The following is a 16,115-nucleotide window of genomic DNA, read 5'->3' as shown; positions in this document are numbered from 1 at the left end:
AGCGGGATAAGATCAATGCATTAAATTCGGCAGCGAAAAATAAAAGGTAGCCCCTTCATTCACCTTGCCTTCCGCCCAGATTTTACCGCCATGGCGGTTTACGATCCGTTGCACGGTGGCGAGGCCAACCCCGGTGCCTTCAAATTCTTTAGATGTATGAAGCCGTTGAAAAACCATGAATAATTTATCATAGTATTCCATGTCAAAACCAGCGCCGTTATCTTTTACATGGTACACAGTTTCATCATCGGTTTTCCGGGCGCCAATCTCGATCAATGCCTTTTGTTTACCGGTGGTATATTTAACCGCATTGGAGATCAGGTTCATCCACACTTCATTAATAAGGGTTTCGTCGGCCGTGACTGACGGTAATTCGTGTACAATAAAATCGATCTCCCGGCTGGTTTCCTGTTCCTTTATATCGTGCGTAATATTGTTCACAATTGTTTGCATAGACACCTGCTGTTTGCGGATCTCTCTTTTCCCATTCCTGAAAAACACCAACAGGTGATCGATGAGATTCGACATCCTTTTGCCGCCATCGATGATCTTACCGGCTATTCGTTTTCCATCATCCGGCAGGTCATTCCCATGCTTTTCCAGCAGCATGTCAGAGAAGTTGGTAATGGTTCTGAGTGGTGCTCGAAGGTCATGGGAAACGGTATACGAGAAGGCTTCCAGGTCTTTGTTGATAGCTTCCAGTTGTTGGGTGCGCTCTTTTACCCGTTGTTCCAGTTCGGCGTATACATATACGTTCTCTATGGTAACAGCGGTAATATCGGCCAGGGATTGTAACAACCATACTTCTTCTTCAGTGGGTTGCCGTTGGGTAGCCCAGTAATTACCAATGGCGCCAATAGGGTCGATGGTCCTGATAGGTACCATGGCCAGGCTTTTTACAAAAGTGGGCCGATAGGCATCGGCGGGAATACGGCCGTCGGCATAAATATCTTCCACAACCGCCGGTTTCCGGTTCAGCATGGCCCAACCACTAACGCAGGAATCAATGGGGAACCGGCTACCTTTCCATAAGGGCGAAATAGCATCCTCATCGGCATAATAACATTTATTCCCCTCCTTCAAAACAAACGTAGCGCCATCGGCCCCGGTAAGCTTTCGGGCGGTGGTGCGTACTATTTGCATAACGGTATCCAGGTCGCGGGCCTGCGATAATTCCTGCACGGTCAACACCAGTAATTGAAGACTCTCAGGGGAAATGTTATTCATTTTCATAAAATACCGGTTACAGTTAGATAATGTACAAAAACAGTGCTATTAATCGGAGAAGGAAAGGACGAAGCTTTTATAGCTTGAGGTGCATTTACTTTTATAAAGTTATTAAAATCTGATGAAAATAGGAGGGTGTGCAAACAGGCATGTAGCTACCAGTAATTATTTCCATTTACCGCGTTATGGGGTATTGGCTTACAGCTTGATCCGCCGGTTGGAGGATACAGCTGTATTCGTACCTTGCGTTTATGAGCAACCCAACCATTACTATCCCCGCAGCAGAAATGCTGCAATTGTTTAATGCCATCCTGTTAAAGCAGGGATTTACGCCCGAAAAGGCCCGGCAATGTGCTGAGGTATTCACCAACAACAGTATCGATGGGGTATACACGCATGGGGTGAACCGCTTTCCCCGCTTTGTTGAATACATTCAGAAAGGATATATAAATATAAATGCAGAACCTACTCTTAAACACCAGTGGGGCGGGGTACAGCAATGGGATGGTAACCTGGGGCCCGGTCCGTTAAATGCCATGCATGCCACCAACAACGCTATGCAGCTGGCCCAACAACACGGCATTGGTTGCGTGGCCCTGGCCAACACCAATCACTGGATGCGGGGTGGTACCTATGGCTGGCAGGCGGCCAAAGCCGGTTTTGTTTTTATTGGCTGGACGAACACCACCGCCCTGATGCCTGCCTGGGGTGCAGTTGACAATAAATTGGGGAATAACCCGCTGGTAATGGCATTGCCCTACGAACAGGAAGCCATTGTACTGGACATGGCCATGTCGCAATATTCGTTTGGAGCGCTGGAACTGGCAGATATGAAAAAGGAACAGCTACCGGTATACGGTGGCTTCGACGTCAACGGACAACTCACAACCGATCCCGGCGCCGTCCGTGCCTCGCGCCGGCCCCTGCCCATTGGCTATTGGAAAGGCGCGGGGTTGGCCTTGCTGCTGGATGTACTGGCGGCCGTATTATCGGGCGGATTACCGGTACATGAGGTAACCCAACAAAAAACAGAGATGGCCGTGTCGCAGGTATTTATTGCTATTGACACCAGCAAGCTCGGCAACCATGCCGCTATTGCGCAGGTGGTCAGGAACATTATTGCCGATTACCATCGGTCCACACCTGATAACAATAAGGCCATTACCTTCCCCGGGGAGCGGGTGTTGCAAACCCGGCAGCGGAACGGGCAACAGGGCATTCCGGTGGTGAAGGAAGTATGGGCAGCGGTGAATGCCTTGAATCAATAGGGGCGGGCATTTGCCGGGAAACCAATTATTTTTATCTTTGGCCCCGCAACCCAACCCCTGAACATGCATAAAAGAACAATGCGTTTGCCCGCATTTCCTATGCTTATTGGTTCATTTTATTCCAGTCGGCCCAACAAGGCTGACGGTGCCGGTGCGGCAGTTGCCAATCAAATTAAATCAACAAACACAGCTGGTTTCATCTATACCTCCAGGCATAAATATGCCATGGGGATTGTTCAATTATGAAAAGACACTGGTCATATTATGTTTCTCCTTTTGTAATTGGTGCTATAGCCCTGATCCCAATTGGGATAAGTATGCCTGTGTTGTTAATCATATTAATACCAGTAGGTTTTGTTTTGCTGGGCTTGGATTATTCTTTAAAGTCATTGACAGACGGCCGTATGCTGTACGTCTGGATTGTTGAAGTAGTATTATTCGCTGTTTTATTTTATTGCCTGAACGATTTTACCTTGTTTCAGAAGTGTTAGCGTTGCATAGATCGAAATATCTTTTTAAAACCCCTATTACTGATTGACCCCTTTATGAAGAAGTATTTAATGTACCATTGCACGCCCTTTATCGTAGCGGCCGTTCTTTGCCTTATACCAATTGTATTTGGCCTGATCACCATAACCAGTTTACGTGGTTTAAGCCTGCTGTTATTTCTTCCGGCATTACTCTTACTGTTAGGCGTAGATTCCGTAATTAAAGCCTGGACAAAAGGTAATGTAAATTATGTCTGGATCATAGAAGCCCTGGTAGTAGGTGTAATTTTAATAACCTGGCGGTTTGCACTGTAATGTATAGAACCTTATGAAACGACCCTTACTCTATTATATTTCTCCGTATATTTTGGCTGCGATATTTTGTGTAATTGAAGTGATTGTCGGGCTAAGTACGGGGCGTGAATGGGGCTTTCTCTATTTGATCATATTTGGAAGCGCCTTAATTAATTCTTCTGTCAGTTGATCTATTCAACCCCATCACCTTTATCAACTTTTCAACCCCAAGTTCTCCACATTACATAGAAAAGGAACGGTATTTGGATTTTAGGAAATATCATTAGGATGGTGTGATATTATTCTAAAATTTAATTTAATCGCTATGAAACCTTACCAAGTGCTTCCTTTGTTTGTAAGCGTTTTGTTTGCCTGTAACAGGAGTGATAACAAAAAGTCGCCCATGGCCATTCAGGCCCCACCCACCATCGCCGCCCTAAGCAATAATATCCCCGGCGCAGAATCATTCGACAGCTTTAATACAAAGTTCCATACCGACTCAAGCTTTCAGCTTTCAAGAATACCCTTCCCCATAGACGGACAATGCGTGAACGACGTGGAGAACACCCACTGGTCAAAAAAGAACTGGGAGTTTTTAAAAACACCGGTGGCCCTTGATACCGATACCACAGAATGCCGGCACAGCCTGGTGATGAACGATTCTATGGTCACCGAAAAATTCTGGATCGATCAAAGCGGCTTCAAGGTAGAGCGCAGGTTCAAATTGAAAAGTGGCAAATGGTTCCTGGTGTATTACGACGACATAAACATGTAACAACTATTATAAACCTTCACACCATTCTTCCATGCGAAAAAACTGGCCTTATTTCATCGTAGCGTCGTTCCTCAATGCCGTATTGATAACCGGCGCCTTTATTGAATTTAAATTACGCGGTATCGCTGGTGTTGAAACGCCGGCTCCGCAACCCACCTGGTACGAGATCAACCCCCTGGTGTTTACCGGTGGCATTTTTTTAATCAGCTTCCTGGTTATTATGGGTATCATCATCATTAAAGACCTGGTAAGCGGCATTGGTAAAAAACTGCATTCCCTTAATGAAAGCCTTGGAAGCTCACAACCCAGCCAATTGGCAATTGACAATGGACAATAGACAATGGACAATAGGCAATTGGTAATTGGTTCTCAAACTTGAAACCTGCAACCTGAAACCTGTATTTGTATTATCTTGCCGCAATGAAAAAGATTGGCTTGCTAATACTCCTCTTTGCCCAATTAACGCTCGTTACTGCACAAAGCAACAGATCCGTATACCTCTTTAGTTACTTCAAAGGCAATGGTGAAGATGGTTTGCACCTGGCCTGGAGTTCCGACGGTTTAAAATGGGCCTCATTGAAAAATGACAGTTCCTTTTTAAAGCCCACCGCCGGAAAGGATAAACTCATGCGCGACCCATGCGTGATCCGCGGGGCAGACGGGCTTTTCCACATGGTTTGGACGGTAAGCTGGAGCGAAAGGACTATCGGGTATGCTTCTTCCAAAGACCTCATTCACTGGAGCGAGCAACAGAATGTTCCCGTGATGGAACACGAGCCAACCGCGATCAATTGCTGGGCGCCCGAGATCTTTTACGATGAGGCCAGCAAACAATACATGATCTATTGGGCCACTACCATTCCCGGCCGTTTTCCAAAAGGTGATACCGCCAGCGACAAAAATCACCGCATTTATTATGTAACCACCAAAGACTTTAAAACCTATAGCCAGGCGGCTGTTTTATACGACCAGGGTTTTAACGTAATTGACGCTACCATTCAAATGAATGGCAACCAGTACGTGATGTTCCTGAAAGATGAAACCCGCTATCCGCCGCAGAAGAATCTGCGTACTGCTACCAGCACCACGCTCACCGGCGGTTACAGCGCACCTTCCAAACCCATCACAGGCAATTACTGGGCAGAAGGGCCTACCGTGCTGAAAAAGGGCAACCAATGGATCGTATACTTTGATAAATACCGCGATCATAAATATGGCGCCGTAACCAGTACCGACCTGGTTCACTGGACAGAAATCTCCGACCTGCTGGAAATGCCAAAGGGGATCAGGCATGGAACGGTAGTTACCATTACAAAGCAGGAGTTGGATAAACTACTAAAGGAGAAGTAAAGAAAAGGCAGTGAGAGAACAGCTGCAAGCTGCAAGCTGCAAGCAAATACAGGCTGAAAGCCAAAAGCGGAAAGCAAATACATTCAATATTCAATATTCCCCCGGGAGCGCAGGACGCTTCAGGACAGTCACCGGACCTATTCCCCTAATTTTACAAGCATTAACGCTTGCAAAGATTATGATAAAACGGTTGACTTTATTGAATTTTGCCATACTTACCGGTATTGCCTGTAGTTTGGTTATTTCAACAGCTGCGCAAAACGCTAAAAGCGACAAAGAGCCCGCCTGGGTAAAACAAACAGGCGCCCGTAAATTCCCCTCCTCAAAAAAAACATTCTCCGTTATTGAATATGGCGCCAAACCAGACGCTCAGGAAAAAGCTACTATCCAAATTGATTTTGCCAAAGAAATCGGCGACATGAAACCCATCTGGGCCTGGTTTGGTTACGATGAACCGAACTATACCTATATGAAAGATGGGAAAAAGCTGTTGTCGGAGATCGCGGCATTAAGTCCGGTGCCGGTACATGTTCGGGCGCATAACTTACTAACCAGTGGCGATGGAACGCCGGCGCTGAAATGGGGTTCTACCAACGCCTATACCGAGGACGCCAACGGCAACCCGGTGTACAACTGGACAATCACCGACAGTATTTTTGATACCTACATAAAACGCGGCATGAAACCGCTGGCGCAAATAGGGTTTATGCCCGAAGCGTTATCGAGCCACCCGGAGCCCTATAAACACGACTGGCAACCGGGGCAGCCTTATAGCAAGATCTTTACCGGTTGGGCATACCCGCCAAAGGATTATAAAAAATGGGCGACGCTGGTATATGAATGGGTAAACCATTGTGTAAAGCGCTATGGAAAAAAAGAAGTGGAAAGCTGGTACTGGGAATTATGGAACGAACCCAATGGCGGCAATGGTTACTGGAAGGGAACCGTACAGGATTATTGCAAATTGTATGACTATACGTCCGATGCGTTGAAACGCGCCTTACCATCAGCCCGCATTGGCGGCCCGCATGTAACGGGACCGGCAGGCAGTGGTTCCGCTCAATTTCTGAAAACATTTTTACAACACTGCAGCAACGATACCAATGCCGCCACCGGCAAAACAGGGGCGCCGCTTGATTTTATTGCCTTTCATGCCAAGGGGGCGCCCCGCATGGTGAACACCCATGTGCGTATGGGCATCAGCAACCAGTTGCGTGATATCAGCAGTGGCTTTGAAATTGTATCCTCCTTTAAACAATGGGCGCATTTACCAATAGTAATTGGCGAGAGCGATCCCGAAGGTTGTGCCGCCTGCGGCATGGCTACCAACCCCGAGAATGCCTATCGCAATGGCACCATGTATTCTTCATACACGGCAGCTGCCTTTGCCCGCAAATATTTACTGGCCGATTATTTTAAAGTGAACCTGTTGGGCGCCGTATCCTGGTCGTTTGAGTTTGAGAACCAGCCCTGGTTTTATGGCTTTCGCGACCTGGCCACTAACGGCGTAGATAAACCGGTGCTGAATGTGTTCCGGATGTTTGGTATGATGAGCGGAAAACGGGTGGCCGTAACCAGTGACCAGATGTATTCTTTATTCAGCATTCGCGATTCAGGGGTTAGAAAAGAAACCACCGATATTGGCGCTATTGCCGCCAAAAGCGATCATTCGGCCACAGCCATGATCTGGAATTACCACGACGACGATACTACCGGCGCAACCGCCACTGTGGTATTACAATGCAGCGGTCTTAACGGTAAACAGGTTACGTTACGTCAATACCGTATCGATGCAGATCACAGCAACTCCTACGAAGTGTGGAAGAAAATGGGGTCGCCGCAACAACCCACTGCGGAGCAGGTAGCGCAATTGGAAAAAGCCGGGCAACTGGAGCAAACCGCCGCCTCAAAAGAAACCATAAAAAACGGGTTATTACAACTGAACATGCAACTCCCAGGACAGGGAATCGTCTTTATAAAGATTGAATATTGAATATTGAATATTGAATGTTGAATGTAAAAGTGAAGAAATAAATGAAAAATGAGAAAGTGAAAACCAGGAAACTCTGAACTCTGAACTGTGAACTCTGAACTCTGAACTTTAAACTGCCATATGAATAAAGTATTTATTTATCTCATAACCCTGTTCCTGCCGGCGACGATCTTTGCTCAAAGACAAATGGAATATCTCAACAGAGGTATTGTTGCCGTGCCCGATGGAAAAGGACATGTTTTTGTAAGCTGGCGCATGCTGGCCACCGATGCGGATAATATCGCTTTTAACCTGTACCGCACAGCAGAAAACAAGGTCACTAAATTGAACTCAAAACCCGTAACCGCAGTTACCTCCTGGCTCGATGAAAAAGCAGACGGTAATCAAACCTGCACTTACCAGGTAGCAGCCATTGTGAATGGCAAAGAAATAAAGGACGATCGTACTTATACTTTGAAGGCCGGTGCGCCTGCCTATATTTCTATTCCTTTAAAAACGCCTGCCGGTTATGCGCCTAACGACGCCAGTGTTGGCGACCTGGATGGCGATGGAACCTATGAGATCATTTTACACCAGGCAGGTAAAGGAAAAGACAACTCACAAAACGGCATCACTGATCCGCCCATCTTTCAGGCCTATACGCTGGAAGGAAAATTACTGTGGGAGATCAACCTGGGCCGCAACATTCGCGAGGGAGCGCATTACACCCAGTTCATGGTGTATGACCTCGATGGCGATGGCCGCGCTGAGATTGCCATGAAAACAGCCGATGGCACTATTGACGGCCAGGGAAAAGTAATTGGCGACTCCACAAAGAACTATGTAAACAACAATGGCCGCATTCTCGAAGGCCCTGAATACCTCACCATTTTTGATGGCCGTACCGGCGCCGCCTTGTATACCACCGATTATGTACCGGCACGTGGCCGTATTGATGGTTGGGGTGGAACCGGGGGCAATGGCCGTAATGACAGCTATGGCAACCGCGTAGACCGTTTCCTGGCCTGTGTGGCCTACCTGGATGGCGTGCATCCCAGCCTGGTGATGTGCCGTGGGTATTATGGCCGCAGTGTGCTGGCCGCCTGGGATTGGAAAGACAATAAACTCACCCAGCGTTGGGTATTTGATACAGAAAAGGGCTACCCCGACTTTGCTGGTCAGGGCAACCATAATTTAACAGTAACCGATGTGGATGGCGATGGCAAAGATGAGATTATTTACGGGCAAATGACCGTTGATGACAATGGCAAGGGCCTGTACACAACCGGTATCGGTCATGCCGATGCGTTACATGTAACCGACCTGGACCCCGACAGACCCGGCAAGGAAGTGTTCAGTACCCAGGAACGTTTTGACGATGCCGGTGCAAACTTTCGCGATGCCAAAACCGGTGAAGTGATCTGGAAAAAGGCTTCGGTGAAAGCCGGTGAAGATGGCGAGGGACCCGGCCGCGCATGCGCCCTGGATATTGATCCCCGCTATAAAGGGTATGAATGCTGGGTAGCCGGTGCGGGCATTACCGGGTTGTTTGATTGCAAGGGAAACAAGATAGCCGAAAAAACACCACCCTGTAACATGGGCATCTATTGGGATGGCGATGTGTTGAGCGAGATCCTGAATGGTACCCTGGTAGGTAAATGGGATTATAACAACAGCACGGTTACCAAACTGTTCGATGGCAAGGATTATGATTGTGTGCACAATAATGGCACCAAATCCAACCCTTGTTTGTCGGCCGATATCCTGGGCGACTGGCGCGAAGAAGTGATCTACCGCACCCGCGATAACCAGGAGTTGCGCATTTTCTCCACTACCATTCCCACTACTTATAAATTCTATACCTTGATGCAGGACCCGCAATACCGGCTCAGCATCGTTTGGCAGAATGTAGCGTACAATCAGCCGCCGCATCCGGGATTTTATTTCGGTGAGGGTATGAACGCACCACCGCATCCATCGATCAGTATCATTGAACAACATAAAAACGACAATGCAAAAAATAAATAGCATGGCAATCAATACCAACCGCCGAAACCTCCTCCGTTCGCTTGCTGTGATCGGAGTACTGGTGCTTGTTTCCTCCTTCGTAGTTTGGCAATCACGCAAACACACGGTCTACATCATTGGCGATTCTACTGTAAAGAATGGCGATGGCACCGGCAAACAGGACCTGTGGGGCTGGGGCAGCTTTATGGCCGATCGCTTTGATACAACCCGCATACAGGTGGAGAACCATGCCATCGGCGGCAGAAGCAGCCGCACGTTTATAAATGAAGGCCGTTGGGACCGCGTGCTGGAAAAATTACAACGCGGCGATTATGTGATCATGCAGTTCGGGCATAATGACGGCGGTCCGCTCGATGATACGGCCCGCGCCCGTGGCACCATCAAGGGCATTGGAGAAGATAGTACGGCCATATACAACCCCATTCTTAAAAAGAACGAGGTGGTGCATACCTACGGCTGGTATATGCGTAAATATATCCAGGATGCAAAAGCCAAAGGCGCCATTTCCATCGTATGTTCGCCCATACCCCGCAATATTTTTAAAGATGGCAAAGTAGAACGGGCCAATACCAGTTATGGCAAATGGGCCGAGGATGTAGCCAAAGCAAATGGCGCCTTCTTTATTCCGTTGAACGACCTCATTGCCGATCAGTATGATAAACTGGGTCCTGACTCTGTTAAACATTTCTTCCCCGGCGATCATACGCACCCTAATAAAAATGGGTCTTTGCTGAATGCCGATATGGTGGTGAAGGGGATCTGGGACCTTAGAAATAACGACCTAAAAGAATACCTGAAGAAATGAGACTGAACTTAAAGGATATTGCTTTACTAATGGTCATATGTGTTGGTTGCAATTGGGCATCTGCACAATCTATCTCCCTGGCCGGCGACTGGCGGTTCCAGGTAGATCGCAATGATGTGGGCATCCGGGAGCAATGGTTCAATAGAAAACTGGAAGATAACATCAAACTGCCCGGTTCCATGCTAACCAATGGCAAAGGCGAGGATGTTACCGTTAATACCAAATGGACAGGAAGTATTTATGACAGCAGCTGGTTTTTCAACCCACGTATGGAAAAATACCGGCAGCCTGGTAATCTCAAGTTTCCCTTCTGGTTAACGCCCGCCAAATATTATGTGGGCGCTGCCTGGTATCAGAAAGAAGTGATTGTTCCTGCCTACTGGACGAAAAAGGCCATTCAATTATTCCTGGAGAGATGTCATACCGAAACCATGGTATGGGTAGATGGAAAGGATGTAGGAATACAGAACAGTTTTGTGGCACCTCATGTGTATGAGCTATCAAACGCACTTACACCCGGTAAACATAGCATTACAATTCGAATAGACAATCGCATAAAAGCTATTAATAATGGTCCTGATTCGCATAGTTTAACCGATCACACACAGGGCAACTGGAATGGTATTATTGGGAAGATAATGTTGGAGGCAAGGCCTGTAACGCATATTACCAATGTACAGGTGTATCCTGATGTGGCTGGTAAACAGGCTAAAGTAGTTGTAACGATAACAGGAGGTGGTTTAGGAAATAAACAATTGGCGTTTTCGGCTAAGAGTTTTAATACAACACAGTCGCATGTTGTGCCGGAGGTAGTAACAAAGTCGTTCAGCATGGAAAAGGATTATGTTGTTACGCAGTCTTTTGATGTACCTATGACCGATAAAATGCAGTTGTGGGATGAATTTAATCCTGTTTTATACAAACTGACGGTGGCTTTGCGGCGGCCTGAAGACAAAAAGGTCCTGGATTCAAAAGAAGTAAGCTTTGGTATGCGCTCATTTAAGATCGCAGGTACAAGCTTCACTATTAACGATCGCCCCTTGTTCTTACGCGGTACGGTAAATAATTGCGAATTTCCCTTAACCGGCTTTCCACCGATGGATGAAGCCGCCTGGGTAAAATTGTTCAACACGGCTAAGGCGCATGGGTTGAACCATATGCGTTTTCACAGCTGGTGCCCGCCCGAAGCGGCCTTCCAGGCAGCAGACCTCACCGGGTTCTATTTACAACCCGAAGGGCCGGGCTGGGTGAACCATGGTACTACTTTAGGCGATGGCAAACCCATTGACAAATACATGTATGAAGAAACCGATCGCATGGCCGACTGGTATGGCAACTATGCTTCGTTTTGCATGGAGGCAGTTGCCGGTAATGAACCCGCCGGCAAAAAGCAGGTGAAGTATATGACAGACATGATCCACTACTGGGAGGCGAAAGATAAACGCCGCGTATATACCGGCGCTTCAGTTGGCAACAGCTGGCCGCTGGTGCCGGAGAATAAATACATGGTAAAGGCAGGCGCCCGTGGACTGAACTGGGTGAACGCGCGCCCCGAAAGTGATTCTGATTATCATGCCGCCATTCAAAAATTCAATGTGCCCTATGTGGTGCATGAAATGGGGCAGTGGTGTGTATTCCCCGACTTTAATGAAATACCCCGTTTCAGCGGTGTATATAAAGAAAAGAATTTTGAATTATTCCGCGAACTGCTGGCCGAACATGGCATGGCCGATCAGGCCAATGATTTCCTGATGGCCAGCGGTAAACTGCAGGTGCTTTGTTATAAAAATGAATTGGAAAAAGCCATGCGCACAAAAGGGCTGGCTGGTTTTCAAATGCTGGGCCTGCAGGATTTTCCCGGTCAGGGTACCGCGTTGGTAGGTATGTTGAACGCCCTGTGGCAGGATAAACCCTATGTAACGCCACAGCAGGTAAAGCGCTTTTGCAATGCCGTAGTACCATTGACCCGCCTGCCTAAATTTGTTTACAATGATAATGAAACCCTGACTGCGCAGGTAGAGTTGTTCAATTATGGCAGCAGTGAATTAAAGAATGCGGTGATCAATTGGGTAATAAAAGACAGTACCGGTAAAGTACTCGTAAAAGGTGCTTTCGATAAGAAGGATTATGCGCTTGGCAATTGTTTACCGGTTGGTACTATTGCCTGGCCATTGTCAGCTGTTAAAACGCCCATGCGGTTGAATCTCGATATTTCAATAGCAGGAACTGATTATGGCAATGACTGGAATGTGTGGGTTTTTCCCAATACGGTTCCTAATGTGGCCGGCAACCCAAATGTATATGTTTGCGATACCCTTAATGAAAAAGCTGTTTCCCTGTTGCAGAATGGTGGATCGGTATTATTACTGGCAGGCGGCAGGATCCGGAAAGGAAAAGAAGTTGTAAATTACTTTACGCCCGTATTCTGGAATACCAGCTGGTTTAAAATGCGTCCGCCCCATACTCTCGGCATAGTATGTGATCCCAACCATCCGGCATTTAAAGATTTTCCAGCCACCAGCTACAGCGATCTGCAGTGGTGGGATGTGGTGAATGAAGCCCAGGTAATGCACCTGGAAGATTTCCCGCAAGGGTTCAAACCTATTCTGCAACCAATAGATACCTGGTTCATCAACCGCAAACTGGCCCTGTTGCTGGAAGCTAAAGTAGGGAAGGGCAAATTGTTACTATGCAGTATTGATTTGCATGATTTGGATAAACGGCCTGCTACGGCCTGGTTGTCGTACAGTTTGCTGAAGTATGTGCATTCAACATCGTTTAACCCCACGTCAACCGTGGAATTATCCGTTGTACAGGCTTTATTCAACGAACCTTCGCGCGAAACCTGGAATGGCTATACAAAAGACAGTCCGGACGAATTGAAACCTAAAGTAAACTGAGTATACTATGTTTAATAGTGTGAAACTATCATTAGCCGGGGCATTGTTGCTGACCACATCTTTACAGGCGCAAAAAGCGCCTGCAAAAAAAGATGTGCTGAACGTCATGCGTTTAACCAACCAGTATTTCATGAACAAATGGCCCGATCCGGGCAAAACCATTATTACCAGTAAAGAACGGCCCAGCAACATCTGGACCCGCGCCGTGTACTATGAAGGATTGATGGCGCTGTACAGCATCGATAAAAAGTCAGCCTACCTGGACTATGCCATCGACTGGGGCGCCAAACACAACTGGGGACTGAACGGTGGAATTAAAGTGCGCAATGCCGATAACCATTGCTGTGGTCAAACCTATATTGACCTGTACCTGCTGGATAAAAAAGAAGAACGCATCAGAGATATCAAAGTCTCTATCGACTCTATGAAAGCTACCTCCAAAGTAGATGACTGGAGCTGGGTAGATGCGCTGCAAATGGGCATGCCGGTGTTTGCACGGCTGGGTAAAGTGTACAACGATACCAGCTACTACAACCGCATGTATGAAATGTATGCCTACACCAAACACAAACATGGTGATAACGGGCTGTACGATCCCATTGGTCACTTATGGTGGCGCGATAAGGATTTTGATCCCCCGTATAAAGAGCCCAATGGCGCCGGCTGTTACTGGAGCCGTGGCAATGGCTGGGTAGTAGCGGCCCTGGTGCGTACGCTGCAACTACTGCCTAAAAGCGATCCCCACTACAATGAATACATGCAGGATTATAAAGACATGCTGAAGGCGCTGATCCCCTTTCAACGCTCAGACGGTTTCTGGAACGTGAGCCTGGCCGATTCAACCGACTATGGCGGCAAGGAATTAACCGGTACCTCGTTGTTTGTATATGGTATGGCCTGGGGCATTAACAACAACCTGATTGATAAAGCCACTTACCGGCCCATTATGCTGAAAGCCTGGAATGCGTTGGTGAAAGATTGTGTGCACCCCGATGGTATGTTGGGGTATGTACAGGGAACAGGTAAAGAACCAAAAGATGGTCAGCCCGTAACGTATGACCACATTCCCGATTTTGAAGATTATGGTCTCGGCTGTTTTTTACTGGCCGGAAGTGAGATTTATAGACTGACAACTCACTAAAAAGCCTACATAAAGCAAAAGGCCCCACGTTACAGCGGGGCCTTTTGCTTTTTCTATTACCGTTGTTTCAATTACCAGAATTTCACATACAATGCAGACAGTAATATTAATGTAATTACAATCATTGCAATGGTGCGGTTGTCGAGTTTTAATAAGGCCTTATCGGTTACAAATGCTTTCGGATTTACTTTAGGTCCGGCCAGGGAGATACCCACCATGGTAGCTACTGTGATCACAAAAGACCAACCCATGTTGATAAGGAAGGGAATTTCAACTTTGGTCACTACAGCTCCTTTTTCCATCGCCTGATACTCATAGGCAGTGTATAACCAGGTTTCTTTTCCAAATAAACCAACTGCATAATTGTTGAAGAAGATAGCAAGCACAAAACCCAGTACAACACCTACAATAGCAGCTGTACCAGTGGTACGTTTCCAGAACATACCCAGCAGGAACATGGCGAATACCCCGGGGCTAATGAAACCTGTGTATTTCTGAATGAAGGTAAAACCACCTTCACCACCAATACCCAGCAGGTCATTCCAGGTAAACATAATGGCCAGAATGCTGGCAGCCAGTACGGTGTAGCGGCCGGTCATAACCAGCTTCTTTTCATCAGCCTGTTCTTTGGCAATATATTTTTTAAAGATATCCAGCGTAAAAATGGTAGAGATACTGTTCAGTTTACCGGCCAATGAGGCCACAATAGCGGCAGTAAGCGCAGCAATGGATAAACCCTTCAGACCGGATGGCAAAAAGCCAAGGATGGCTGAATAAGCACCGTCTTTACTACCACTGAAACCAGGGAGTGCATTGTGCTTATGTAAAACGAATGCGGCGATACCAGGCAGCATAACGATCACCGGCATCATTAATTTCAACATACCGGCAAAAATAAGACCGGTGCGGGCCGTTTTCAGATCGGCGCCCAGGGCGCGTTGTGTGATGTACTGGTTGCAACCCCAGTAGTTCAGGTTCACGATCCACTGACCGGCAAAATACATAGCAATACCAGGTAATACCACCCATTTCTGAATATCCAGGTTGAGCGGCGTATTGATCGTTCCCGTAGTGGCCGCTGGTTTGGGCAGGATCATTTTAAAGTGTTCGGGCGAATCGTTCATCAACGCTTTGAAACCGGCGATGGCGCTGTGACCCACACCTAATCTCTCACCTACAATTGATAACGCAAGGTAGGTGGTGGCCAAACCTCCAATAATCAAAACGGCTACCTGAATTACGTCGGTATAACCAATTACTTTCATGCCGCCCAGTGTGATGATCAGCGAAAAAACCGCTAATCCGATCATGATGAGGTGCAGCACATTTTGAAATTCAGGCGTACCTGCAGTTGCATTACCCACCAAACCGGTGATAGCGGTGGCGCCAAGGTATAAGATAGAAGTGAGGTTTACCAGGATGTACAGGAATAACCAGAAGATGGCCATAATGAGGGCCACAGAATCATTATACCGCGTTTTGAGGAACTGCGGCATGGTGAAGATCCGGTTCTTCAAATACACCGGCATAAACCAAACGGCAATTATTATCAGTGCTATTGCAGCGATCCACTCGTAGGCGGCTACCGCGGTACCTACAAAAAAACCTTCACCACTCATGCCAATAAACTGTTCGGCAGAAATATTGGAAGCAATGAGCGAGGCGCCAATGGCCCACCAGGTAAGGGAACCTTCGGCCAGGAAGAATGCTTTGGAGTCGTGTTCCTGGGTCTTTCTTTTTCTGTAAACATAGTAACCATAGCTGGCTACCAGTATAAAGTAGAGTACGAAAATGACGTAATCAATTGCTGAAAGCGTGTTCATAGCGGGCTGCAATAGTTTTTTAGTGAATGTTGGTTGTTTAGAAG

General features: G+C 47.1%; 13 protein-coding genes. 11 read left to right on the top strand and 2 right to left on the bottom strand.

Annotated elements, in window-relative coordinates; all coding sequences use genetic code 11:
* Positions 1–12 precede the first annotated feature (12 nt).
* Positions 13–1,233 carry a sensor histidine kinase gene (locus NIAKO_RS17965; protein ID WP_014219864.1) on the bottom strand — a complete coding sequence of 407 codons (1,221 nt, stop codon included), beginning with the start codon at positions 1,231–1,233 and terminating at the stop codon, positions 13–15.
* A gap of 245 nt (positions 1,234–1,478) precedes the next feature.
* Between NIAKO_RS17965 and yiaK the strand changes: the two genes are divergently transcribed.
* The 11 genes from yiaK to NIAKO_RS17905 all read left to right on the top strand — a co-directional run bounded on the left by yiaK (position 1,479) and on the right by NIAKO_RS17905 (position 14,248).
* The gene (gene yiaK, locus NIAKO_RS17955; RefSeq protein WP_014219862.1) at positions 1,479–2,495 is read left to right on the top strand and encodes a 3-dehydro-L-gulonate 2-dehydrogenase; all 1,017 of its coding nucleotides are present in this window, start codon (positions 1,479–1,481) and stop codon (positions 2,493–2,495) included.
* Between the two features lie 63 nt (positions 2,496–2,558).
* Positions 2,559–2,741, top strand: a complete 183-nt coding sequence (locus tag NIAKO_RS38605) for a hypothetical protein (protein ID WP_133055267.1) — start codon at positions 2,559–2,561, stop codon at positions 2,739–2,741.
* 299 nt (positions 2,742–3,040) lie between these two features.
* Positions 3,041–3,298 (top strand): hypothetical protein, encoded by a 258-nt coding sequence (locus NIAKO_RS17945; RefSeq protein WP_014219860.1) that lies wholly within the window; start codon positions 3,041–3,043, stop codon positions 3,296–3,298.
* A 304-nt stretch (positions 3,299–3,602) separates the two neighbouring features.
* On the top strand, positions 3,603–4,052 hold the full coding sequence (locus tag NIAKO_RS17940) for a hypothetical protein (RefSeq protein WP_014219859.1): 450 nt from the start codon (positions 3,603–3,605) through the stop codon (positions 4,050–4,052).
* 31 nt (positions 4,053–4,083) lie between these two features.
* Positions 4,084–4,389 (top strand): hypothetical protein, encoded by a 306-nt coding sequence (locus NIAKO_RS17935; RefSeq protein WP_014219858.1) that lies wholly within the window; start codon positions 4,084–4,086, stop codon positions 4,387–4,389.
* Positions 4,390–4,472: 83 nt separating this feature from the next.
* Positions 4,473–5,402 (top strand): glycoside hydrolase family 43 protein, encoded by a 930-nt coding sequence (locus NIAKO_RS17930; RefSeq protein WP_041346934.1) that lies wholly within the window; start codon positions 4,473–4,475, stop codon positions 5,400–5,402.
* 178 nt (positions 5,403–5,580) lie between these two features.
* Entirely contained in the window at positions 5,581–7,395 is a 1,815-nt protein-coding gene (locus NIAKO_RS17925) for a GH39 family glycosyl hydrolase (protein WP_014219856.1), read from the top strand.
* 120 nt (positions 7,396–7,515) lie between these two features.
* On the top strand, positions 7,516–9,402 hold the full coding sequence (locus NIAKO_RS17920; RefSeq protein WP_014219855.1) for a rhamnogalacturonan lyase: 1,887 nt from the start codon (positions 7,516–7,518) through the stop codon (positions 9,400–9,402).
* Position 9,403: 1 nt separating this feature from the next.
* Entirely contained in the window at positions 9,404–10,207 is an 804-nt protein-coding gene (locus NIAKO_RS17915; protein WP_041346932.1) for a rhamnogalacturonan acetylesterase, read from the top strand.
* On the top strand, positions 10,204–13,107 hold the full coding sequence (locus tag NIAKO_RS17910) for an exo-beta-1,4-galactosidase (protein WP_014219853.1): 2,904 nt from the start codon (positions 10,204–10,206) through the stop codon (positions 13,105–13,107). The genes NIAKO_RS17915 and NIAKO_RS17910 overlap by 4 nt, the downstream gene beginning before the upstream one ends.
* A gap of 19 nt (positions 13,108–13,126) precedes the next feature.
* Complete coding sequence (locus NIAKO_RS17905) at positions 13,127–14,248, top strand: glycoside hydrolase family 88/105 protein (protein ID WP_242675445.1); 1,122 nt, start codon at positions 13,127–13,129, stop codon at positions 14,246–14,248.
* 71 nt (positions 14,249–14,319) lie between these two features.
* Here NIAKO_RS17905 and NIAKO_RS17900 read toward each other — a convergent pair whose 3' ends face one another.
* Positions 14,320–16,071: a sodium:solute symporter family transporter gene (locus tag NIAKO_RS17900; protein WP_041348889.1), complete on the bottom strand. Its 1,752-nt coding sequence runs from the start codon at positions 16,069–16,071 to the stop codon at positions 14,320–14,322.
* Between the last annotated feature and the right edge of the window lie 44 nt (positions 16,072–16,115).

It is taken from the genome of Niastella koreensis GR20-10, assembly GCF_000246855.1.
GTDB classification, from domain to species: Bacteria; Bacteroidota; Bacteroidia; order Chitinophagales; family Chitinophagaceae; genus Niastella; species Niastella koreensis.
Note: the sequence above shows the minus strand (reverse complement) of the source record. Positions and strands in the feature narration are given on the sequence as shown.

Coding starts and splice junctions, on each gene's coding strand:
- NIAKO_RS17965 (WP_014219864.1), bottom strand. CDS start 1,233: ATGAAAATGAATAACATTTCCCCTGAGAGTCTTCAATTACTGGTGTTG.
- yiaK (WP_014219862.1), top strand. CDS start 1,479: ATGAGCAACCCAACCATTACTATCCCCGCAGCAGAAATGCTGCAATTG.
- NIAKO_RS38605 (WP_133055267.1), top strand. CDS start 2,559: ATGCATAAAAGAACAATGCGTTTGCCCGCATTTCCTATGCTTATTGGT.
- NIAKO_RS17945 (WP_014219860.1), top strand. CDS start 3,041: ATGAAGAAGTATTTAATGTACCATTGCACGCCCTTTATCGTAGCGGCC.
- NIAKO_RS17940 (WP_014219859.1), top strand. CDS start 3,603: ATGAAACCTTACCAAGTGCTTCCTTTGTTTGTAAGCGTTTTGTTTGCC.
- NIAKO_RS17935 (WP_014219858.1), top strand. CDS start 4,084: ATGCGAAAAAACTGGCCTTATTTCATCGTAGCGTCGTTCCTCAATGCC.
- NIAKO_RS17930 (WP_041346934.1), top strand. CDS start 4,473: ATGAAAAAGATTGGCTTGCTAATACTCCTCTTTGCCCAATTAACGCTC.
- NIAKO_RS17925 (WP_014219856.1), top strand. CDS start 5,581: ATGATAAAACGGTTGACTTTATTGAATTTTGCCATACTTACCGGTATT.
- NIAKO_RS17920 (WP_014219855.1), top strand. CDS start 7,516: ATGAATAAAGTATTTATTTATCTCATAACCCTGTTCCTGCCGGCGACG.
- NIAKO_RS17915 (WP_041346932.1), top strand. CDS start 9,404: ATGGCAATCAATACCAACCGCCGAAACCTCCTCCGTTCGCTTGCTGTG.
- NIAKO_RS17910 (WP_014219853.1), top strand. CDS start 10,204: ATGAGACTGAACTTAAAGGATATTGCTTTACTAATGGTCATATGTGTT.
- NIAKO_RS17900 (WP_041348889.1), bottom strand. CDS start 16,071: ATGAACACGCTTTCAGCAATTGATTACGTCATTTTCGTACTCTACTTT.